The 21,692-nt window shown below is 44.7% G+C and carries 18 protein-coding genes and 1 pseudogene; 6 read left to right on the forward strand and 13 right to left on the reverse strand.

Annotated elements, in window-relative coordinates; genetic code table 11:
• The first annotated feature begins 649 nt into the window (after window positions 1–649).
• Window positions 650–2,575, forward strand: a complete 1,926-nt coding sequence (locus AC51G0_RS08075) for a PKD domain-containing protein (RefSeq protein WP_496301537.1) — start codon at window positions 650–652, stop codon at window positions 2,573–2,575.
• 167 nt (window positions 2,576–2,742) lie between these two features.
• Here AC51G0_RS08075 and nhaA read toward each other — a convergent pair whose 3' ends face one another.
• Both nhaA and AC51G0_RS08085 read right to left on the reverse strand, forming a co-directional pair.
• The gene (gene nhaA, locus AC51G0_RS08080) at window positions 2,743–3,936 is read right to left on the reverse strand and encodes a Na+/H+ antiporter NhaA (RefSeq protein WP_496301538.1); all 1,194 of its coding nucleotides are present in this window, start codon (window positions 3,934–3,936) and stop codon (window positions 2,743–2,745) included.
• A gap of 271 nt (window positions 3,937–4,207) precedes the next feature.
• Window positions 4,208–4,312 (reverse strand): annotated as a pseudogene (locus AC51G0_RS08085) (transposase); the annotation flags it as partial.
• Between the two features lie 147 nt (window positions 4,313–4,459).
• Between AC51G0_RS08085 and AC51G0_RS08090 the strand changes: the two are divergent.
• Both AC51G0_RS08090 and AC51G0_RS08095 read left to right on the forward strand, forming a co-directional pair.
• A complete protein-coding gene (locus AC51G0_RS08090) occupies window positions 4,460–4,777 on the forward strand; it encodes a MazG nucleotide pyrophosphohydrolase domain-containing protein (protein ID WP_496301539.1) in 318 nt (105 codons plus the stop codon).
• 43 nt (window positions 4,778–4,820) lie between these two features.
• On the forward strand, window positions 4,821–5,168 hold the full coding sequence (locus AC51G0_RS08095; protein WP_496301540.1) for an SH3 domain-containing protein: 348 nt from the start codon (window positions 4,821–4,823) through the stop codon (window positions 5,166–5,168).
• 310 nt (window positions 5,169–5,478) lie between these two features.
• Here AC51G0_RS08095 and AC51G0_RS08100 read toward each other — a convergent pair whose 3' ends face one another.
• The 5 genes from AC51G0_RS08100 to torC all read right to left on the reverse strand — a co-directional run bounded on the left by AC51G0_RS08100 (window position 5,479) and on the right by torC (window position 12,332).
• A complete protein-coding gene (locus tag AC51G0_RS08100; RefSeq protein ID WP_496301541.1) occupies window positions 5,479–6,780 on the reverse strand; it encodes a hypothetical protein in 1,302 nt (433 codons plus the stop codon).
• A gap of 140 nt (window positions 6,781–6,920) precedes the next feature.
• Window positions 6,921–7,487: a hypothetical protein gene (locus AC51G0_RS08105; RefSeq protein WP_496301542.1), complete on the reverse strand. Its 567-nt coding sequence runs from the start codon at window positions 7,485–7,487 to the stop codon at window positions 6,921–6,923.
• Window positions 7,488–7,688: 201 nt separating this feature from the next.
• On the reverse strand, window positions 7,689–8,342 hold the full coding sequence (torD, locus tag AC51G0_RS08110; protein WP_496301543.1) for a molecular chaperone TorD: 654 nt from the start codon (window positions 8,340–8,342) through the stop codon (window positions 7,689–7,691).
• Between the two features lie 216 nt (window positions 8,343–8,558).
• Complete coding sequence (torA, locus tag AC51G0_RS08115) at window positions 8,559–11,090, reverse strand: trimethylamine-N-oxide reductase TorA (RefSeq protein WP_496301544.1); 2,532 nt, start codon at window positions 11,088–11,090, stop codon at window positions 8,559–8,561.
• 75 nt (window positions 11,091–11,165) lie between these two features.
• A complete protein-coding gene (gene torC / locus AC51G0_RS08120) occupies window positions 11,166–12,332 on the reverse strand; it encodes a pentaheme c-type cytochrome TorC (RefSeq protein ID WP_496301545.1) in 1,167 nt (388 codons plus the stop codon).
• 200 nt (window positions 12,333–12,532) lie between these two features.
• Between torC and torR the strand changes: the two genes are divergently transcribed.
• A complete protein-coding gene (gene torR, locus AC51G0_RS08125; protein ID WP_496301546.1) occupies window positions 12,533–13,246 on the forward strand; it encodes a two-component system response regulator TorR in 714 nt (237 codons plus the stop codon).
• A gap of 478 nt (window positions 13,247–13,724) precedes the next feature.
• Here the strand turns inward: torR and panP are convergent, their stop codons facing one another.
• The 6 genes from panP to AC51G0_RS08155 form a co-directional block, all read right to left on the reverse strand.
• Window positions 13,725–15,374 carry a pyridoxal-dependent aspartate 1-decarboxylase PanP gene (gene panP, locus AC51G0_RS08130; RefSeq protein ID WP_496301547.1) on the reverse strand — a complete coding sequence of 550 codons (1,650 nt, stop codon included), beginning with the start codon at window positions 15,372–15,374 and terminating at the stop codon, window positions 13,725–13,727.
• A 162-nt stretch (window positions 15,375–15,536) separates the two neighbouring features.
• On the reverse strand, window positions 15,537–16,517 hold the full coding sequence (locus AC51G0_RS08135) for a DUF2860 domain-containing protein (RefSeq protein ID WP_496301548.1): 981 nt from the start codon (window positions 16,515–16,517) through the stop codon (window positions 15,537–15,539).
• Window positions 16,518–16,726: 209 nt separating this feature from the next.
• The gene (locus AC51G0_RS08140) at window positions 16,727–17,239 is read right to left on the reverse strand and encodes a hypothetical protein (RefSeq protein WP_496301549.1); all 513 of its coding nucleotides are present in this window, start codon (window positions 17,237–17,239) and stop codon (window positions 16,727–16,729) included.
• A 260-nt stretch (window positions 17,240–17,499) separates the two neighbouring features.
• Window positions 17,500–17,607: a MetS family NSS transporter small subunit gene (locus AC51G0_RS08145; RefSeq protein WP_496301550.1), complete on the reverse strand. Its 108-nt coding sequence runs from the start codon at window positions 17,605–17,607 to the stop codon at window positions 17,500–17,502.
• A gap of 2 nt (window positions 17,608–17,609) precedes the next feature.
• The gene (locus tag AC51G0_RS08150; protein ID WP_496301551.1) at window positions 17,610–19,091 is read right to left on the reverse strand and encodes a sodium-dependent transporter; all 1,482 of its coding nucleotides are present in this window, start codon (window positions 19,089–19,091) and stop codon (window positions 17,610–17,612) included.
• 389 nt (window positions 19,092–19,480) lie between these two features.
• Complete coding sequence (locus AC51G0_RS08155; protein WP_496301552.1) at window positions 19,481–20,083, reverse strand: hypothetical protein; 603 nt, start codon at window positions 20,081–20,083, stop codon at window positions 19,481–19,483.
• Between the two features lie 146 nt (window positions 20,084–20,229).
• Between AC51G0_RS08155 and cydH the strand changes: the two genes are divergently transcribed.
• Window positions 20,230–20,319 (forward strand): cytochrome bd-I oxidase subunit CydH, encoded by a 90-nt coding sequence (gene cydH / locus AC51G0_RS08160; protein ID WP_496301553.1) that lies wholly within the window; start codon window positions 20,230–20,232, stop codon window positions 20,317–20,319.
• Window positions 20,320–20,425: 106 nt separating this feature from the next.
• Window positions 20,426–21,646 (forward strand): patatin-like phospholipase family protein, encoded by a 1,221-nt coding sequence (locus AC51G0_RS08165; protein ID WP_496301554.1) that lies wholly within the window; start codon window positions 20,426–20,428, stop codon window positions 21,644–21,646.
• Window positions 21,647–21,692: the final 46 nt, after the last annotated feature.

Here is a 21,692-nt window from a genome sequence, read left to right on the forward strand (position 1 = left end):
TTGCTCTACAGTGAAATTAATAGGGTTGATGGTTTCTTAAGTATGCCTGTCCTGTTATAAGCTTTGTTATAAGCTTTCCTGTCCTGTTAATAATTTCAGTTGCGTCATCGTAACCACAGAGGAAGGTGCGCCGAACACAACGAGAAACACAATGGTAATAGGGCGTTGACTCCAAACAAATTTGTTGTTTTCTGGCGGTGGTCATGGTTCATTCCTTGTGGGTTAAATAATGACCACAGCTTATGAATTGGGCTTGAAAGGGATAGTGATTCAGATCGAGGTTGGTGTTGCTCTACGGCGAAATTAACAGGGTTGATGGTTTCTTAAATATGCCTGCCCTATTAATACTCCTTTTTAATATAAACAATAATGCACTCTTATTTTGTATATATTTCAGTTGCCATGTTTGAATCCCACTAAGTTGTAATCCATTACAGCGAAGTCCAAATTTAACACGAGAACAATAACGTTTATAAAGTTTCATTTCACGCCTTACACTGCTAAATATTTTATTTTTAAATACTTGCACATAAGGTGGCGGTTCTCACATAAACACTGAATCCAAATTGATTTTGGAAGTGAATTGGATTAAATACTCAAATTGTCAAGAAATATATAAATAACAGAATGTTTAACAAGGCAATTATCAATGAGAATAAAACTTATCTCTGTGGTTTGGTTGACTGGGATTATTACCGGATGTGGTGGTGAAAGTGGGGATAGCAATGGCTTGACTGCATTAAACCAGCAGAATGCTGTGGTTTCGGCGAACAGTTTGGAAATGCTTGAACATCCAATAGCTATGTCTAATTTTATAATAAGCGCTTTGCACCAACTCAAAGTAAGTAATGGAGAAGTAACTGGAGGGTGTAATGCTACTCTTGATAACACAGGTAGCTACTTTGCAAAGCTAAACGACCGAGTACTGTCTATTGAATTGAATGACTGTGACATAACGGGTAAAGAAAAAATATCTGGCTCAGCGACTGCCAGATTTAGTCATTTGACGAAGAGTGGGCAATATCTGGAGTTTGATGGAGAGCTGGAAACGAGGCAACTCCAGTACGATGAATATGGCGAACAATATACAGTAAGCTATAGTGCTCATCTAGTTCAGGCAATTGAATCACCCCATAAGGTTAAGTTGAATATGACCTTGAGTGGCAATGAGTCAATACTGATTAATGGCGTACCATTTTTCTTTGAAAACAGTAATGCCACAAAGGTGCTTGACTACAACCTCGGTACCTATGCTGTTACAGCCAAAGCTGATATTTCTTCACCAGCAACGTTTAACGGGAAATTGGCGTTACGCACACCGGTGCCACTTAGTGGGGCAATAGAACAGTATCCGACAGCAGGGCACTATGAGATTCGTGGTGCAAATAATGACGCAGTATCGGTCAGCCCGGGGAGTACTGGTGACTGGGCCAAGATTACAGTCAACGCTAGCGGGGTAGTGGAGAATACTGAAGTGAGTTGGTCACATATGATGTCGGGGGCGATAGTGGCTTTTCCTTCTCGTCGTGGCATCAGTACCGGTGATTTTTACCGTCCTGTAAGCGCTGATGAGCATTGGTATTTTCCGGAACAGTCACCGCCAACCTTAAAGACAGCCGAGCATCCACTAAGGCCAATTCATACTTTATTTGTTGTTCCGGCGCCAGAGCCGGAAGACCTTTTGGACGCTGAACTGGACAATACTTACCAAAGTACACATCTTTCAGATGAAATGTATAAAATATCAGCCAATGGCCCTTGGGTAACAGTAAGGTTCTTAGACGATCTACCTGTCGATAGTACTTTCTCCATGTCTCTAAAAGATCATGAGGGAAACTATTTTGCTAACTACTCATTTGATACAAAAGAAACCTTTGAGGTTTCAGTAACTAAAGACCAAGTAATTCAAAGTCATGAACTTTTTCTATTAGAGCCGATAAAGGTAACAGATGATAGTCAGTCCTTCTCTATCGACTGGAGCCAATCATTTGGCGACAAGACGATAACGATTAATCAAATCAACACAAAGCAAGCATCCATTGATCCAAGTGAAATGACGCCTGGAAATGTATATAGGTTTAAAGCTCAAATTACCGATCCGTTTGGCCGTAAATCAAGTTCAGAAGTCGCTCTTATCGTTGAAGACCCTGTTAAAGGCAGTTCATATTTCTCGATTGAAACAAATTCACAGTACAGACCCGATCCGAATGTAAGTATATTTAATGTTATTAAATCTTCAGGAGCGATAAATAATAGAAATGCAGAAATACACAGTATCGATGATTCTGGGTTTGAACACTCGTATGCTTTGGTAGCCGACGGACTTAACAATGGCTATGTTGATAAGTCGATGGGAAAGAGCTTTTATCTAGAGACAAGTGGTAAAACATGGACATACAATTGTAGCCATTCAACGTTGCAGCTGGACGTATTGCAAGACGAATGGGTAGATGAAGGTATTGATAGTGAAAGCGGACGCCTTTCCGGTTATCAAAAATTGGCACTTGATTTTACCATTACCTGTGACGGAGGAACTCTAGCGGGTAAAATACGCTCTAACTCGCTAATTAAATGATTGTTATCGTGTGAATGCGGCACAGTCAATATACTTTTCGTGCTAAATAATAGTCCTTTACTCCCCCCCCGCTCTAGTACGAGTGTGGGAGGAGAGCCGTATCATCGGAGGCACCAGTGAATGATTTCATGCGTAAAGTGTTTCCATTTGAAATCGGGATAACACTTTCAATCAGGCATCGTATTAGCGGTCTGATTTCTTGAATTGTTAGAAATTAAGCTGGCGCGGAGTAACAAATAACCAACAATACCTGATGCCAATGAGCCGACAATAATACCCAGTCGCTCATCAAACAAAAGGTCGACACCTGTTTCTTCAAATGCCAATGATCCTATAAACAAGCTCATAGTGAATCCAACACCGCACAACGTTGCTGTACCATATAGGCTTTGCCAATTCGCTCCGCTTGGCAACTGGGCTACTTTCAGTTTGATGAATAACCAGCAAAGACCAAAAATGCCGATTTGCTTACCGAAAAATAAACCAGCGGCTATTCCTAAGGGAACTCCGTGTAATGCTTTATCCACTGTAACTTCCGACAAGCTTATTCCAGCATTTGCAAAAGCGAATACGGGCAGTACGAAGAATGCCACCACATAGTGCAAATCATACTCCAGCTCTTTCAACGGAGAAGCATTAGAACCATCACCAGGGCGTAGGGGAATAAACATGGCTAATAACACACCAGCAAGCGTGGCATGAAGACCAGATTTAAGCATTGCGACCCACATTATCACCCCAATAAGGATGTAAGGGCTTTTGGCTAATACCCCAAATTTATTAAAAAGGAATAGAACAGGTATACAACAACCAACGATTAGCAGTGCGTCAAGTGAGATATGTGCGGTATAGAAAAAAGCAATGATTAGTATTGCACCAATGTCGTCAAATATGGCTAAAGATACCAAGAATACTTTGAGTGAATTTGGTACTTGGTTTCCCAATAAAGCCAATATACCCAAAGCGAATGCAATATCTGTTGCAGCAGGAATCGCCCAACCCTGCAGCGCTACACTGTCACCCCAATTTAGGAAAACGTAAATTGCTGCTGGCACCAGCATGCCGCCAATGGCACCAATACCAGGAAGAATAATATTTCTCTTGTCAGACAACTCACCTTCGATTAGCTCCCGTTTTAACTCCAAACCGATAAGGAAGAAAAATACAGCCATCAATCCATCGTTGATCCAGAGCAGTAACGGCTTTGCTATCTCCAGGTTCCCGATACGGACTTCAACTGCAGTTGACAAAAATAGTTGGTAGTATGTTTCAAGGGGGGAATTCGCGAATAGAATTGCTGCAAGCGCCGCAAGCATCAAGATAATTCCACCTGTTGATTCTTTTTTTAGAAAGTCAGACATGGAATGACTCTGCTCCAGTGATAGGGTTCATATTGAAATTTAACAATTATAATAGATTGCTTATCATAATCTTATTATCTATACAGCATGCGCCATGGTTCGATGCGCCTAATTTGGGTATCAAAAGTGTCATACGATCGAGCTAATAATAGTTGATAAACTGACTGCCGGGCTTTTTTATTTTTGGGATACTATGCTGATATATGGGCCTGATGGGGCTTTGTCGCAAACCGGATTGGTAGCTTGGGTATATTACAAATTTTAATTTTTTCGACGTATAGTCAGAGCTTTCCAGCGCTTGGGCAGTACCAGCCCGGATAGGATTTAAATCAATGTAGGCTATTGCGGCAGCCAGCGCTTGTTCATCCAGTAGCGCTGTTTCTCCCAGAACCGAGCAATATTTACTTATCCCATAGGGTAATAACTCCTTATAAAGATGCTAACTGATAGATAGCATTTGATCTTCTTTGTTTAAGTATGCATACTGTTTTTTCATACAGTGTGCTTCAAAGGATGGTGTAACGTGCCAGAATTAAAGAACAATCCGACATTAGCTGATTTCCAGCACTATGTTTCCGAGCTAGAAATAGAGCGTGGGTTCACGGATCAACCAGCTAAAGACAAGTGTTTACTTCTTGGCGAAGAAATTGGAGAACTATTTAAGGCGATCCGAAAGGCTGAAGGTATTGCGACAGATCCAAAGTCTAAGGTTGGTGAAATTCAGGATGAATTAGCCGATATTTTTATCTATATGTGCTCTATTGCCAATAGATATGACATCAATCTAGAGCAGGCCTTTTTAGAGAAGGAAGAAAAAAATAGAAAGCGTATTTGGTCATGAAGACAAAGTGCTAGGATATGTGAATTCACAATTAGAGAGGCTTATGAAGTACAGGGTTGTTAAAGAATATAATGATGCTCCTGATGAACCAATAAAAATCGTGACAGGGGAAACTCTCCAGTTTGTTGAGGAGTCAAATCCCAACGGTGTATGGGCTAATTGGGTATTCTGCAAAGGTATTGGTAAAGAAGGTTGGGTTCCTAAGCAGATATTAAATATTGAAGGGAACCACGTTACATCGCTACAGGACTACCATGCGAAAGAGCACAATTTGACTCTTAATGAAACCTTAATAGCAAACTATGCTATCAATGGTTGGGTATGGGGTGTTAAAGAAAGCTCTCCTGATGTATTTGCTTGGGCTCCCCTGAACCATCTCAAAGAAGAATAAACTCAGTATAAATAGGTTGAAATAATTTGGGAAAAGTATTTGTATTTGGAACTCTTAAGAAAGGTTTTCCTATAGGTGGTTAGGCTCCATGCGCTTGTTATATGGCAGAGCTCTGCTCGGTTCTTCCCGAAAGCAGTCATCAGATATTCAATCAAATGCAACGACCTCTGGATATTTGCGATACCAGAGGTTATCCGAAGTGTTTATTAGGTCATAAGATCTAACTTGGAAATGTACCACTCCTTGAAAGATGTAGTCACAAATGTCTAGATTAATTCATAGCTTCAACAACTGGATCCAATCTTTGTTGTCAGAAGGTATGCCCAATGAACATCTGAACATTGCCTTCTTCGCGGCCATAGGCAAAATCGACCCGAACCACCACACCTTCAGCATCCAGTCGAAGTCCTAACCCGTAGTCCCATTTCATATCTTTATGCAGCTCTGAGTAGTCCCATTCATTGTGCACCCGCCCCAATTCGCCAAAGGCCACCACCTGCCACCAAGGAATGTTCAGGTTATTCAGAAGCGGAATGCTTGGAAACGGATTGTAAGCTGGCATATGGCGATATTCGACACCGTAGTAAACCGCCGAGCGGTCGTTAAATCTTGCTGAGGGATAAGCCTTGAGCCGGTCGAGTCCTCCCAAAGTAGAGCCAGCGAAGGAAGGGGGACGATGAAAAACTGTTTTGCCATTGTCAGTGTGGAACGAGTCCCAGGTGGGCGAATCGGAATACCAGAGGTTCGCTGCGATGACACGCTGGAGTGCAGAGTCCGTAGCCCCCAAGCTAAAGAACTTAGTGGCTTCAAATTGAATGGCCGTCCAAGGTGCGCCTTCGTCATCCATGATGCCCCAGTCCCGCGTCAAGGAAATCGATTGTCGGCTACCACGTGTTGGGTTGCGGTAGTAGTCAGTGTTGTCATAGTCCAAGAACAAGGTAACACCTGCTGTTTTAAACAGCGTGTTATTGTCGAAGCTATCCGTGAGGTCTTGCTCTCGATAGAACAACTCGACATCAAATCGAGTCCGACCACTGGTGAATGGGTTCCATGCCTGCCCACCTGCTGCATAGCCATCGACAAGTAGGCCCATGGAGTCCACCGCAAAGGTATGCAACGGATTACCCTGACCATCACCTATAGGCAACAAATAGCGAAAATTGATGCGATGATAAATATCATCGCCTTCTGCCACAATGAAGTTGTTTTTGCTCGAATCGTTGCTACCAGCGCGCTCATTGGTAAAATCAGGGTTCCCTTCCTGATAAGATTCCAGTTCTCCCCAACTTCCTGTCAGCAATTTAAGGTCAACAAACCAACGGTTGGTCAGACGATAATCTTGAAGGTAAAAAAACAGGTTTTTTGAGTCATTGGTAGACACAAAAGCATTTGCCACCATTAATGTCTGAGGCTGCAAATAACCTATACCAAAAAATGCGGCAGCGACGGCAAAGTCAGTCGAGTCGTTATAAAACGCATAGGGCAACAACGCATGATGCTGTGGAACCGGCTCATCCTCATGCCCCTGCTGTTTGATGAGGTTGATAGCTTGGCTCTGACTTGATAACAGTGTAAAAAGCAAGACAGTAAAAAAGCGCATTCGTTTGTACACAGCAAACTTCCGTTAACGCTTTGAATAATCGTTTAGTATGGTCTAGGGTTTTGACCCTGTCACGGAAAGAGCTGGTTGATTAAAGTAGCCCACTGCGGGCGGATTGCCGCGGTGAGCTACTCGGGGGAAGTTTCGCGTTGTTACTGAATAGCCTTTACCAGGGTATTTAGTTCTTCAACCAGCTGCTCAGTTTTAGGATCCTGAGCTTTCATTGCCACTAGGGTATCTTCTTGAAGTTTATTTTGCATCGCCATCAGATCTTTATCTGCAATGATTGCCTGGCGTTGTTCAGCCATTTTTTGCTTGGCGGCTGCAAATTCTTTGATCAGCTCAGAGCGCTCTTCTTCACTAATAGATGTGTCTTTAACTTGCTCTTGAATTTCTTGTGCCTTGGCGAGGAACACTTCTGGTTCATAACCGACTTCGTCAGCCTTTTTCTGGAATTCACTTTCCAGCTCCTTTGCTTGCTGTGCCAATTCCGGCTTGGCTTGTAGGGTTTGCTGGCGAATACTGGTTAGATCCCGTTGTATGGCGTTGATACGGTTCACAGTCTCTTTCTGAGTTGAGAGTGAATCTGCTGATATGTTACTGGCATTGACCTGCGGAGCCAGTAGCATCATAGATAAAAGAACCAGAGGCAAAGACATTTTAATAAACCAGCTCTTCATGGCAGGGGATTGTTTCTTTAGCGTAGTGATATTATGCATTGCTGATATCTCTTTGTTGTCTGTGTGGCTTTAATTTATCGAAGCCGAAAGCAACAAATGTCAGTTAAATGTCATGAAAGCTGTGTGTAAGCTGAACAGGTAGCAGCAAGGAGAGCGAGGAATAATAGGCAGAAAAAAGCCGGCAATCCTTTTGCCGGCAACATGAGATAGTGATTTCAGCCTTGGTGATGGCTGACTGGATTATTGTTCTTCGCCCGCAAGAAATGCGGTATCTAATTGGCAGAAGGCAACCAGCAGGTTGACGGCTGCGGCATAAAAGCCGAACTTATCACGTGAATTACATGCTTGGGCAAACGCAGGTAGCCAGTTTAATAGCATGGATTCGATAAATTTATGCTGTGCCTGCATCATTTCTTCGGCTTTTTGCTCGTTTTCTTGATGGTTGGCAAGAATGATCAGATTGCCCATGAAATCGAGCTCAACGGCAACGTGATCGGCTGGCTCATTAAATTCTTTACGCTGGGCAATGCTATATTCTTCCATTAGCTTGTTCATGTCCTGCGCAGGTTTATCGTTAAGCAGGCCGCTTTCGCCAACGTACATGGATGCGTAGGGAAGGGCACCTGTTTTTGGGGTGCTTAGGAATAAGCCACAGAAATCAGCGGCAAGCTCAAGTTGTGCATCTTCACGCGTCTTAAGGCGGTTCAGGGCATCACGGAACGCTTCAACAGGCTGTTTCAGTTCAGGTGTCATGCCTAAGCCTGACAAGAATGTTAGCATCTCGCCGCCGTGGTACTCAGCAATATCGTCTTCTGTCAGCTCGCGAGATAGAAGAGATGACATCCACCAGTAAATTTCTGCACGTTGTTCGTTGAAAGCAATAAACTCTTGCATGGGTACTCCAGAGTAAAGCAGAGCCGACTTATTAGGTTTTTATCCTGCCGGTTGCATAAAACATATTCAGATAGAACATTAAACCAATCAATGATTATATGTGAATAGGTTTTGTTTGGGGAATAAAAGGTAATGAAAATGTAGACATTACCTTTATTAATTTAGTTATTAGTTACCAGAGACAATATAGTTTCTGGTAACTAACAAAATTAAGGCTTACGCCAGATCCATTGCCGGGAATAACGGGTTAATATCCGTTACTTCTTCCGGGCCGTTGAAACCTGTTACTGCTGGCACTTTACCGGTATATTTTTCAATATTTACCAGGGCGGATGCTGCAGAAGTCGCCTGAGCCAGTTTTGATGAGCCAACATCCTGAGTCAGTACGTTAGGATCGCCGTAAGTACAGATTGTACCGGGCTTGCCACCTTCTAACGGACTGTACCATGCACCTTCGTGAATACGGCAAACACCTGATTTGTAGTCGTCAGTAACGACGGCACCAGCTAGAACTTCGCCGCGGTCGTTAAATACGCGAACGATATCTCCTGATTTAATACCGCGTGCTTTCGCATCTTCAGTACTGATGTAGATAGGTTCACGGTCAGCAACGGCGTAAGTTGCACGGTGTTCGGTTGAAGAACATAGCTGTGAGTGCAGGCGGTGGTTCGGGTGTGTGCTCTGCAGGTTCAGCGGGAACTTGTTTGAACGTGGGCCACCGTGGCTACGCTCGTTCTTCTCAAACCACATTGGGTGGCCTTGACAGTCGTCGTAGCCCATCTCAGCAATCGTCTTACAGTAAATTTCGATAAGACCAGATGCTGTACCAAGCGGCTCAAGATCCGGTTCCTTACGGAATGACTCGTGACGGACCCATTCTTTGCCTTCAGGGAATTCAACAAAGCCTTCGCCTTGCCAGAATTTCTTGAAGTTAGGCATACGAACACCAAGGCCACGGCCCTGTAGACGCGCCCCGTTGTAGATATGTTCAATCCATTCCATCTGCGTTTTGCCACCCGTGAACGCTTCTTCACGATCATAACGGCGGCACAGCTCACGGAAGATATCGAAGTCGTCTTTCGCTTCGAACATCGGCTCTACGACTTTAGGCAGTGCAATCACACCCGCGTTAGAGTGGTTACCGTATTGCTCGATGTCGTTACGCTCGTGCGTGGTTGTTGCCGGAAGAACAATATCGGCAAAACGACAAGTTGCTGTCCACTGGTGGTCAACAGAAACAACCGTTTCCAGCTTGCGCCACACCTTGATCATCTTGTTGCGATCCTGGTGGTGGTGGAATGGGTTGTTACCACAGAAGACAGCCATCTTCATTTCAGGGAATTTCACATCGTGACCGTTCCACTGGATGGTTTTGCCCGGGTTCTCGATACAGTCAACAAAACGCGCTACAGGAATGTAGGTTGAGTAGCCGTTGAAAGAGCCGTTGTGGATAGGGTCAACACCTGTCACACCACTAAAGCCAGACATTAGCGGGCCGTTCGAGGTCGTAGAACCTGCATCGTTATAGTGCCAGCCAAAGCCGAAACCGCCACCTGGCAGGCCGATCTGACCAAGCATTGCTGCCACAACAACCAGCATCCAAGCGTACTGCTCGCCGTGCTGCATACGCTGCAGACACCAGCCGCCGATGATCTGGGTACGACCCGAAGCCATTTGACGTGCAAGGGCACGAATATCATCAGCTTTGATGCCACAGATCTTTTCTGCCCACTCAGGTGTCTTTTCAACACCGTCTTTCTCACCGGTCAGGTAAGGAATGAACTTATCGAAGCCTGTTGTGTAGTCAGCGATGAAGTCTTTGTTGTACAGGTTCTCGGTATACAGGGTATGCGCGATAGCCAGCATCAACGGTACATCGGTCTGCGGGTTTACAGGCACCTGCTCACCACCGACCACTTTTTGCGTTTCAGAACGAACGGGATCAATGTAGATCACCTTGATTTCGTTGTTCTTCACTTTTTCAGCAAGCTGTTGGTAGTAGGCATAAGGGCTGTGATCAGGTATTAACCAGCCAACCTGTAGGTTTTTAATTGGGTCTGAACCCCAGATAACAATTGTGTCTGAGTGCTCAAGAACCAGAGGCCATGAGGTTTGCTGCTCGTAAACTTCCATCGCACCGGCAACGTACGGCAGAACGACCTGTGCGGCGCCTGTTGAGTAGTCACCCATTTTACCCAGGTAAGTACCGTGCAGGCCGATAGCACGGCTCATCATTGTACCCGCTGAGTGTAGTTTACCTACTGACTGCCAGCCTGTATGGCCCGCGTAAAGTGCGCTTGGGCCGTATGAGTTCTGAACGCGCTCCATTTCGTGGTAGAAGAAGTCAAGTGCCTGAGACCATGGCACACGTACGAAACGGTTGTCGCCACGCTGGGTAGTGTCTGACTTGAAACCATGCTTCAGCCAGTCGATACGTACCATTGGGTACTTAACACGAGCAGGGTTGTACACCACCTCACGAACACCATTGATCATAGTCGTCGGGTGTTTGTCTTTCTCGAACGGAACGGTATCTACCCAAACGCCGTTTTCAACTTTGGCGCGGAATGCACCCCAGTGTGAACCCGAAAGGACCTCACCAGTAAATGCCGCTTTAGTTTCTGTTGCAGCCATTGCTTTGCGTGGTGCAAGCAGGCTAGTACCGACTACTGATGCGGCACTTGCTGCAACCATACCAGACAGGAAGCGACGGCGTGAAACGCCTTTATTTAGAATTTGAGTCGCCATAGATAAATCCTTAAATTAAAATTCTTTTTCGAAAGGCGGCGGGGGAGCTTTAGCCGTACCCACCGCGTTCAGGAATTAGTGCGCGCCAGCGCCGCCAGTATCTTTACCGTGGTTCTGCAGGTACTTCAGCAGAGTACGTTCTTCTGTTTTGCTAAGGCGGTAATATGCGCTCATTGCGTTAAGGCCAGAGATCCAGCCGTTCGCAGTAAAGTGAGCCGGGTCTGGAGCGGCATGGCAGGCATTGCAAGTTGAACCGTACATGTCTTCGGCGTAGTTCCAGATTGGCTGAATGTTATCAATCATGTCTTCAGCCGTGATCCATGCTTCAACTGAAACATGCTGCCATACAATGTCAGTAGCGCTATCAGTCTGCTCTTCGATCAGTTGCTCAGTGGCTTTAACATCACCACGGATTGTTGCCTTGAAGACACGTTTACCCATGTATTCGGTCATCACGCGGCCTTTGCCTGATTTCTCAAGCCAGCCGTCAACCTTGATTTTCAGCATGTCGTCTTTGCGCTCAAGCACAATGATTTCTGATGCAGGAAGTAGTTTGCCTTCCGCTTTGCCGTTTGCGTCAGCAGTTGCGTATAGGTTCTTTTCGCCTAGAGAATAAAGTGTTTCAGCTGCAGCGCCTTGAGTGTTGGCCGTTGTCTGAAGCTCTTGGAAGTCTTTTTGGAAGCCGCCTGCCATGTTTGGTAGTTCGTGGGCAATACCTTTGTGACATTCGATACAGTTCATATCTGCAGCCGCTGCTTTTTTCATTTCCATTGCCGCTTTAGCTGATTGTTTGCTGTGATCCATATCGTCATAAGAGTGACAGCTCTTACAGGTTTTGGATTTTTGACCGCTCATGCGATCCCATACGGTTTGTGCCATGTGAAGACGGTTGTCTTCAAATTTTTCAGGGGTGTCAATCTTACCGGTCACAAAGTGGTGGTAGAGATCTTTCGCCGCCTCGAGTTTGCGGAAAACTTTGCCAGGGAAGTCTTTTGGCTGGTGACAGTCAACACATACTGCTTGAACACCGGAAGCATTTTTGAAGTGAACGGTTTCTTTGTATTCGTCGTAGTTTTGCTGCATGGTGTGGCAAGAGGTACAGAATTCGATAGTCGACGTGACTTCAAAGCCTTTGTGGACAACAAATGTGCCCGCAAGTGTAATACCGATACCGACTAATACCAGCGCAAGAATTGGATACTTGCTGCTTGGTTTAATCAACTTTTGCCAAAGTTTTTTCATAGTGGAAGATTCCATAAAAGAATGAATGCCTGCCGTAAACCACGGTGACGTATAATTTTTTATGGTTTAATCTTAATTCCGCGATATGAATAAGGTTATGGGCGGGGGTTAACAGGATAGTCGCCTTTATGACAAATTGTGAATAAAGGCGTCTTGTGCTACCGTTTTAAAGACTGCCGAAAATAAATAAAGAGATAAAAATGAGTCATCACGTACTTGTTGTAGAAGATGAGATTGTTACCCGCACAAAGCTTGTTGGGTATTTTGAAAATGAGGGTTATAAAGTCAGCCAGGCCGAGAGCGGTGATCAAATGCGTGAGATCATGGCAAGTGAAAAAATCGACCTGGTAATGCTTGATATAAATCTGCCAGGTGAAGATGGCTTGTTATTAACCCGTGAACTGAGAAGCCGTTCTGAAGTTGGTATTATATTGGTCACCGGTCGTACCGACAGTATTGATCGTATTGTTGGTTTAGAGATGGGGGCTGATGATTATGTCACCAAACCTTTTGAACTGCGTGAGTTGCTAGTACGAGTGAAAAACTTGTTGTGGCGCATGTCGTTAGTAGAAAAAGCACGTGATGAGACCATGGTTGAAATGCAAGAAGACAGCATCATTCGCTTTGGTGACTGGCAGTTCGACATCAATAAGCGTGCACTGACCCACAATGGCGTGCCAGTTAAATTAACTAAGGCCGAGTATGAGCTTCTCGTTGCTTTTTCCTCGCATCCTAATGTTGTTCTTAGCCGTGAACGTATCTTGAATATGCTAAGCCATCGGGTCGAGGCACCCAATGATCGTACCATTGATGTACTGATTCGAAGAATGCGTTCGAAGATGGAAATTGATCCTAAAAACCCACAAATTTTTGTTACAGTTCACGGTGAAGGTTATATGTTCGCAGGAGATTAATTCTGCCTTGCAACGGTGAAAATCGTGTATATTTACTTTGCTGAACATTGAAATATTTTGAAATAAATAAGCCGGTATATTGGGTGTGCCGGCTTTTTTAATGGCTTTAAACTGGGGGTTTTATTGATCCTGGTCAAGGGTTGTTAATTGTTGTTAATAAATAAAGTGACAAAACAAGTATATCTTTATCGGCTTGGGTGATGGATGTTGCGAGGGTATTATTAAGATCTATATGTGGGGCTCGCATATTTTAAAAAAAGTTTATATTTTACAAACTTAAGAAAAGCCAATATATGTGACTGACTAAAACAATTGCGTTAATTTTGGCATTTGGTCAGTATTGTAAATGTAGTGATGGTATAAATTGCAGGCAATAAGTTGCTTGCATTGTGAGCAGTCGAACTGTTGGTATAAAAAAATAGCCTGGCTTTCACCAGGCTATTATTGCAACCGACGCTCTATTTCTAGGGTAAAGCGCCTATTGTTTGGCTAAAATTTGTTCAGTTAACGCAACAATTTTAGGGAAGCTCAATTCACTTTCGCGCGCTAAAGCTTGCTGTTCTTGCAATACATCTTGCAAAATATTATCTGTAGTCAACGGATTCGCTAATACCACCCTCAAAACCGTAGTTATTTTCCGGTCCCATTTCTCTGGGGTAAGGCGAGTACGGGATACAAATGACTTACCTGATTCACGTTGTCTTTTCTGAATAAACTTTGTGAGATCGTTGAGTGCATCCAATAACACAGACTTTTGTTCCGGAGTGGCAATTTTCAGTGCCCGTTGGGTGCCTTCGGGCACATAACGGTATGTCAGTAGGCACAACTCCGGCTCGGAGATCAGCTCAAAATCAGGGTGCGCCTCGATCAACTGAGCAAAGTACTTGGCCTTTTCGATACTGTTGTTAATCAGCATTTCATAGCCCGGACGGCTAATAATATTCATGCTCGCAAATAACAACATGGCCATACCACTTCGTGAGCCTTCTAAAGTATGGCTACCAAGATCTTTAGACCCTTTACGAAGGATATACTCGGCGTGATGCTCAATGGCTGTCATCAGTGCCGGGTTTTTGAAGATGACCATCCCCGCGCCCATCGGAACGTAAAGCTGCTTGTGGGCATCAATGGTGACGGAATCTGCGCGCTCAGCTCCTTTTAGGAGGGGGCGATATTTCTTCGACATTAATGTTGCACCGCCCCAAGCGGCGTCAACATGAAAGTGGCAACCATGTTCTTCGGCAATATCAGCGAGTTGATCGAGTGGATCGATATTGCCCGTTTCTGTTGTACCTGCAACGCCAACAATCGCAAATGGCTTGATGTTACGTGCTTTAAGCGAAATGAGTGTTTTGTTTAGTTCTTTAATACAGACACGGTTGTTATCATCCGTCTTTATCGAAATCACACTCTCACGGCCAATGCCTAGGACATCAGCGGCTTTTTTCAACGAATAGTGCCCACGTTCTGACACCAATACCGCGAGATCATCATAGCCGTAGTGTTTCATGGCACGGAACAGGCCTTCCTGCGCGACACCACGAAACTCACCATCGGGTTTGAGCACATTATTGCGCGCAACCCACAGGGCTGTGATATTGGCAATGGTGCCACCGGAGCAAAATGCCCCCAAAGAGTGGTTGGCACTGTGCATCCACTGTTGGTAGAACTCATCTTTTTCATCGTAGATCAGATTATGAAGCATGCCCAGAACCTGACGCTCAAGCGGGGTAAATGCTTTCGATGTTTCAATTTTGACCAGATTTTGGTTCAAACCGATCATGATCTTTGATAACGGCATTAAAAAGTAGGGTAGTGCCGATGTCATATGCCCGATAAAGCTCGGCGCAGAGGTATGTACCGACTGAGCAACGAGCTTATCTAGCAAGAAATGGGTGTGATCAGAGACGAAAGTTGGATTTTCCGGAATATCCGCAGATGAGAAATCCTTCTCGATTTCAGCCAGCGGTTTTTCTCGGGCCGCAATGTGTGTTTGTAAAAACGCATTGAGGTTTTCCGATATCTCTTTCTCAATTCGGCCTAAGGTCGAATCGGGTGCCTCTGGCACTGTAAATATGCGATGCAGCGACTCTTCGGAAGCATCGGCTTGTCTGTTATCCACTGCCATATTTAGCTGTTACTTAAGGTGAAAGTTGGCAAATTGTTGCTAATTTAATGCAATTTGCCATGCTTGTCTCGAAAAAATTGACTCAAAATCACTGTTCGACTTAACAGTTTCTAGAGAATCAGGGGCGAAAACAGGCCTAGAATGACCTCTTTATAGTTCATATCAGAACTGGTAGTTGATGCCAGCACTGATAAGCAAGGCGTCTTCATCGTAGAAGGTAATGTTGGAGTTACTTTCATTATATCCCGCTAGAGATATAAGCCCCCAATCCTCCCAGCCAAAGGGTTCACGGTATTCATAAGCTAGAAATACACCCCAGCGATGGTCTTTTTGACGCTGGTCGAAAACAGGATTAGTTTCGTCAAATTCAGCTAGGTCATAGCTTAAGGTCAATGCAAGACTTGAGCTTGGAAGCATTTGAATGATGCCGATTTCAGCACCGTATGTATCATTGGCCATGGCACCCCCGTCTGCATCCAGGCGGGTGTAGCTGACAGCGCTACGCAGGATCTGATCGCGAGTGATCGGCTTCATATAGCTTAGCTGGGTGAACAGGATATCACCTTCACGCACTAGCAAGGCTTGCTCTTCCGGGCTAAAGCGTTTTTGGCCACTCTTCTCACTGTCGATTTCCTGCTTGCCGCCAGAAAGCTCGATAGAAAAGTTAGAGCCTAGAATTCGGTCATATTGCAGGCGAAGGCCTTTAATTGTGCTATCTGTTTCTTTTCGGGGCCTATTGGTGGCAAAGGGATCTTCCCAGGTATCGCTCGAAAGCAGACCTGGGACATAGCTGACGCTGATCTGGCCGTTGCCAGAAATACGTTGTCGGTAGCCCAGTTCGACATGAAAGCGGCCTAGAGCAACATCAGAGCGGCTGGTACCAAAATAGACCTGCTTGTCAGCTTGTTCTGAGGTGTAGCTGATTGTACCGAGAGGGCTGAAGACAGCCTTACCTTGAGAGTCCCCGTTATTATCGAGATCCGGCGTGACTTTATTGTCCGTATTAAATTGTGAGGTCGTCTCGGTGTAGCCTGCGAGAAACGAGATATCTCCACCGAACCCCGGTGTCCACCCTTTGCCAGGGTTGGCAAGTGCCGTTGTTGAAACAATACTGGCTAGCAGGCACAGTTTGAAAGGCTTCATTATTGCTCCTTGCGAAAGCCATAATTACATTAAGGTTATGACTTTACTAATAAAAAGCCACTTATACGTCAACCTAGAATACGCGATGTCAATGAAAGGTCAAATCATCAATTTAAAATAAAAACGATGCGGAGTATGGAATAAAAAAACAACAGGGGAAGGGGCTGCACCGGGAATGCAGTCACAACCCCGGTGGCTAGTATTATGGTTTATTTACACTCAATGGCTGCAATCGCGTTCATTTTTTCATTGTACGCATTTAAGGGCTTATCAATGTTACCCGGATGGGTCAGCAGATCGGCAAATGCACTACGTAATTCATAGTTCTTTGCGTGCGGTTTGCTTTGGCGATCATCAAAGGATTTTTTTGCAAAGTGACCCAGGTCATTATCTTGTTGAGAAAGGGCTTTTACGTCTTGCTGGCTCAGTTTCAACCATGATTCTATCGGCTGGGTAAGATCAAGCTGATCTTTATCGTTTGCCAAATACCAGTCAACCGCTTCTCGGTTCAGTTCAAAATGGTGCTTGCGACCTTCAAGAAACCATTTTCCGACTTCTTCAAGCCCTTCATCTTTCTTGACAGCCAGATCAACCAGGCTTTGATACCAAGATAAAGAAGCATCGACATACTGATGGTATTTATCACTTTCACAACTGGTGGAAGAAGCCAATACCGAGGTTGGAAGTAGAGCGAGAGAGAGTAAAACAGCAGGTAACTTCATTGCCTTTCCTTGAATGTGACTTTTGTTAATTATAATTTCTTTGTGGGAAGTGATTGTAACGGCATGATTGAAATAAGGAAAAGGATTCTTTACTGGAATGAATCATGACTAACAAATTTTTTGCCTAAACCTTGTACCTTGTCTCCATTCAGGTGACTGTAGGTAACTGCGTAAGGCGAAGCAAACGGGGAACTGTTATACCACTGACAACAAAAAGAGGCTCCTAAGCGGAGCCTCTTTTTAACGGTATTGAGTAAATATTACTGTTGTTGGCGTTGCTTCTTCATGGCTATAGAGATGCAATATGCTGCTCCACCCCATGTAATACCAAAACCAAACAACATCATGATGATAGCACCGAATGTCATAATTATGCCTCCTGATGGGTTTGTGGTTTAGATGCCAGGTTGATAAGAACAGCAACAACAAACATTGCAGCAACCAGTCCCCAGCCTAGTAGCAGCAGGTCTGACATTGCGTAGCCACCGTAACCATCGTTGAATGTGTTTACTAGGTTTGTACCTAGAATAACAGCCAGCATTGCAGGGCTTAGGAAGCGGATACATACTTCGAACCATTTGCCGATGCTGAACTCAGAGATGTTGTTCACGTAGCTACGTACATCAGCAATCTTGAATAGCCAGCCCATAACAGCCAGTTCAATCAAGCAGCTTGTCAGCAGTGCAACGTTGTTGATGAAGTAATCCACCAAATCGAGTAGTAGCAGGCCACCGTTGGTTGCGAAGGCCATTGAAGCCGCGAAGCCGACACCACACACGATAGAAGCCGCCTTCTTACGTGACCAGTTCAACTTGTCGATGATGGCAGCGGTTACCGCCTCGATGATCGAAATGTGTGAGCTCAAACCTGCTACAACCAATGCCAGGAAGAACAGTGGGCCAAGAATATACGGAGCCGGTAGCAGGTTAATGGCTGCTGGTATGGTTACAAACGCCAGACCAACCCCTGCGGATACCACCTCGGTTAATGGTTTGGCTTGCTCTTGAGCCATGTAGCCAAGTACACCGAAGATCAGAACACCAGCAGTGATTGAGAAACCACAGTTGATTAACACTGTCATGAAGGCATTGTTATTGATATCTGATTTTTCTGGCAGATAGCTAGAGTATGCAATCATGATGGCAAACCCGACACTCAGGGTGAAGAAGATTTGACCATAAGCGGCAGACCATACCTTGGCATCCAGGATTTTGCTGAAATCAGGCTGGAACAGGTAGTTTAGACCGTCTAGTGCACCAGGTAGGAACACGATACGGGTGATCAGGCCTAGAACCATCAGGAACAGCAGGGGCATCATGATTTTGCTGGCGCGCTCGATACCACCTTTAACACCGGTAAAGATTGCTGCAAAAGTAATCGCCCAGGCAATTGCCATTGGGAGCGCAATGTGAAGCTGCAGGCTGCCAAGTTTGCTAGGGGAGTTATCACCTAACTGTAGGTATTCTCCAAAGAAGAAACCGTTGGTATCGCTTCCCCAACTCTGGGTGAACGAGTAGCTTAGGTAGGATATGGCCCAACCGATAACTGCAACGTAGTAAACAGCAATGATAGCCGCAATAAAGACTTGGAACCAACCCAGCCACTCTAGTTTACCGCCCATCTTGGAAAATGCGCGGGGTGCAGCACCACGAAGCTTATGACCAAGACTGAACTCCATGATCATAAATGGAATACCGGCAGTTAACATGGCGAAAAGGTATGGAATAAAAAATGCGCCGCCGCCGTTCTCGTAAGCCATATACGGGAAACGCCAAATGTTTCCTAGGCCGATTGCAGACCCTACTGCTGCAAGGATAAAACCTGCGCGAGAGCCCCATTGTTCGCGTTTCATAAACATCTCCTTATGTACTGCATTTCTCTATGAAACAGATGAATTTAAGTGAATTATGCTGGATTTTTACATCCTGAAACGTGGGATCTGGATTGAAAGACCACGTTAATGAGTTGAGATTAACCAGAGAAAAAATGTAAAGCAATAGACTATGGGTTTGTTAATGGTATGGTTCACTAGTGTTAACTTTTGCGATATTGGCTCTTTGCTGTATGAAGATAGAGCAGGCTTAACCGTGATACAGAGGAATCAACTGCTCGGGCGAATTATGGTAGGGGTTAATTTTATTTTTATGAGCGGAAGATTGTGACTGATAAATCACCAAAATATAGCTATTAAGGGTAGTCAGGAGAGAAAAGGCTAGATAATCCAGCCTTTAGAATAAATGCTCAAAAAGAAAAGGTAATACCGATATTTGTTTGCAGTTGGCTGAACCATTTTGAATCAAAGCGAATTAGGCATGTTTCATCCCCTGTGGGGAGCTGGCAAATCGCAGATGAGTTGCTGTCAATCAGGTTGGAAAGCCAGCGACCTTCAAATACCAGTTTGGTGCTATTGTTGATTCGGTATTCGGCCCCGCCGTAGAGCCCGGCAGAGAATAGCAGATCTTCATTGGTCCATGATGCATCAACAATTGTGCCGCCAAGGCTGGCTCCGAAAAGTGCGTCAAAATTAGTAGAGGTGTTGTATCGAAGAGAGCTTTGAAAATGCACATAGGTAAACGAGCCGTCACCTTGGATATCTTTAACCTCGTTAGGTTGATGGCTGACAAACAATCCTACTCGGCCGAGATCCATATTGGTTTCAAGAGCAAGTGCGACATGCGGATCGCTTTCGGTTCGGATCTTTATCCCGTTCTCGTCGGTGAAAGAGTCCGTAAAGCTATAACCTATATACGGTGTTAAATGGACAGTATTCTCAGCAAAAGCTGGCGTTGAAACGAAGGTGGCAAGGGCAGTACCAATGAGAGTTGCAATTATCGAAAGCTTCATTGTTCGACTCTATTCCTTTGATTCAATGTATATCTAATTGTGACAGTAATCTGAAAATAATGCTTTTTAATTAGTCATAAGCATGAACTCCCCCTAAACTAGAGTTAAAGTCATGTTAAAACATTGCATAGATTAGGGATATAAGTATGGAATTTGATTTAAAACTAGCTCTTTTCACTGCCGCTGTTGCGCTGACGGTAATACTGAGCTTCGGAATTATCTCAGTTACTGCATAACTGATTAATAAACTAGGGGTTATTTAGAGTGATGTTCCGTTTCAGTTAAACTAAGGATGGTACACTGTCGACAGTGAGTTCTCGTACTCTTTGATGTGAGTAGACTATGAAGAATCATCTGCCGTTTAGTTTGAGTGATTTAGATTTACAGCTTGTTAACGCCTTCTCAACGCAACTGCTTAACGTAAAAAAGAAAAAAATTGCGTTGGTTGTGCAAGGAGGGGGACAGCGGGGTATTTTTACCGCGGGGGTTTTCGACGCCTTCCTTGAAGCAGAATTTGATCCATTTGAGCTTTATGTCGGCACCTCGGCAGGAGCCCTGAACCTTTCTTCTTTTATCAGCCGCCAACCAGAGTTTGGTTATAACTTTATTGTCGATTACACCACCGACAATGAGTTCTTCAATCTTTACAAATATCTGAGTAAGCAAAAATCAATGAACCTGGACTGGGCGCTACAAACTGTTGCGCCCGGCGGCTCACTGCAGCTTGATATCGCGACAGCACGTCAGGTACTGAGGCACCGCTCAGCACTGGCTTGCGCGACACGGAAAGACACTCTTCAGGATATCTATCTGCCGATGTACCAAAAAGACTGGCGTGAAGTGTTACGTGCATCTTGCGCGATACCGGTAATCTATAACCAGCCTGTCAACTTGCGCGATCTGGAGTGGGTTGATGGAGGCGTCAGTGCGGCTGTGCCTGTTATAGAAGCATGGCAGCGTGGTGCTGACTTGGTTGTTGTTGTCCGTACCGAACCCGTTCAAAATGTGGACGAAGAAGCCGGGACTTTTAATGACTGGCGGGAGAAAATTGAAACGGCATTGCCGGAATATATTGAGAAGCTGAGCCTGAACCAATCCTTGGACAAGGTAAAGGCAATCCATAGTGATCTTACTCAACGTTTCGATCAGTGGAAGCTTTGGAACGATAAGTCATCTGACAAACCGGATCTTCAACAACTCGAACCGGATGAAGACAGCGGACAGATCATTACCCCGAGGAACAGCAACTGGAGATTACTGTCACCTGATAATATCGAGCGTTTTTTGTCGATAACCGGGAAAGGGAAGAGCTCAGAGATCATTGAAATGCTAAACCGTTACTATCGGACCTATGATGAGCTGAACAATTTTCTGCTTAACCCTCCGGATGGCCTGAAGGTGATCCAAATTGCCCCGGAACGATCACTAAGAAGCCGGGCCTTGTTGAGTGATAAGGATGATCTTGAAGTAGACTACCGGGAAGGGAAGGTTGTTGGTCGCCAGTTTGTTGAACATTTTTCTGAAATACTCAATGAAACAACAGCGTTAACACCTAGGCGCTAAATTATTCGATTTGGTATTAGGGGCGATTAAAAAAGGAACGCCATGG

The sequence above is a fragment of the Photobacterium sp. HL06 genome (genome assembly GCF_059552575.1).

What these genes read in the sequence shown, in the direction of transcription:
- nhaA (WP_496301538.1), bottom strand. Translation starts at nt 3,936, where the DNA reads ATGTCTGACTTTCTAAAAAAAGAATCAACAGGTGGAATTATCTTGATG.
- AC51G0_RS08135 (WP_496301548.1), bottom strand. Translation starts at nt 16,517, where the DNA reads ATGAAGCCTTTCAAACTGTGCCTGCTAGCCAGTATTGTTTCAACAACG.
- panP (WP_496301547.1), bottom strand. Translation starts at nt 15,374, where the DNA reads ATGGCAGTGGATAACAGACAAGCCGATGCTTCCGAAGAGTCGCTGCAT.
- AC51G0_RS08105 (WP_496301542.1), bottom strand. Translation starts at nt 7,487, where the DNA reads ATGCATAATATCACTACGCTAAAGAAACAATCCCCTGCCATGAAGAGC.
- AC51G0_RS08155 (WP_496301552.1), bottom strand. Translation starts at nt 20,083, where the DNA reads ATGAAGCTTTCGATAATTGCAACTCTCATTGGTACTGCCCTTGCCACC.
- AC51G0_RS08150 (WP_496301551.1), bottom strand. Translation starts at nt 19,091, where the DNA reads ATGAAACGCGAACAATGGGGCTCTCGCGCAGGTTTTATCCTTGCAGCA.
- AC51G0_RS08145 (WP_496301550.1), bottom strand. Translation starts at nt 17,607, where the DNA reads ATGACATTCGGTGCTATCATCATGATGTTGTTTGGTTTTGGTATTACA.
- AC51G0_RS08165 (WP_496301554.1), top strand. Translation starts at nt 20,426, where the DNA reads ATGAAGAATCATCTGCCGTTTAGTTTGAGTGATTTAGATTTACAGCTT.
- torA (WP_496301544.1), bottom strand. Translation starts at nt 11,090, where the DNA reads ATGGCGACTCAAATTCTAAATAAAGGCGTTTCACGCCGTCGCTTCCTG.
- torC (WP_496301545.1), bottom strand. Translation starts at nt 12,332, where the DNA reads ATGAAAAAACTTTGGCAAAAGTTGATTAAACCAAGCAGCAAGTATCCA.
- torD (WP_496301543.1), bottom strand. Translation starts at nt 8,342, where the DNA reads ATGCAAGAGTTTATTGCTTTCAACGAACAACGTGCAGAAATTTACTGG.
- AC51G0_RS08140 (WP_496301549.1), bottom strand. Translation starts at nt 17,239, where the DNA reads ATGAAGTTACCTGCTGTTTTACTCTCTCTCGCTCTACTTCCAACCTCG.
- AC51G0_RS08095 (WP_496301540.1), top strand. Translation starts at nt 4,821, where the DNA reads ATGAAGTACAGGGTTGTTAAAGAATATAATGATGCTCCTGATGAACCA.
- AC51G0_RS08075 (WP_496301537.1), top strand. Translation starts at nt 650, where the DNA reads ATGAGAATAAAACTTATCTCTGTGGTTTGGTTGACTGGGATTATTACC.
- cydH (WP_496301553.1), top strand. Translation starts at nt 20,230, where the DNA reads ATGGAATTTGATTTAAAACTAGCTCTTTTCACTGCCGCTGTTGCGCTG.
- torR (WP_496301546.1), top strand. Translation starts at nt 12,533, where the DNA reads ATGAGTCATCACGTACTTGTTGTAGAAGATGAGATTGTTACCCGCACA.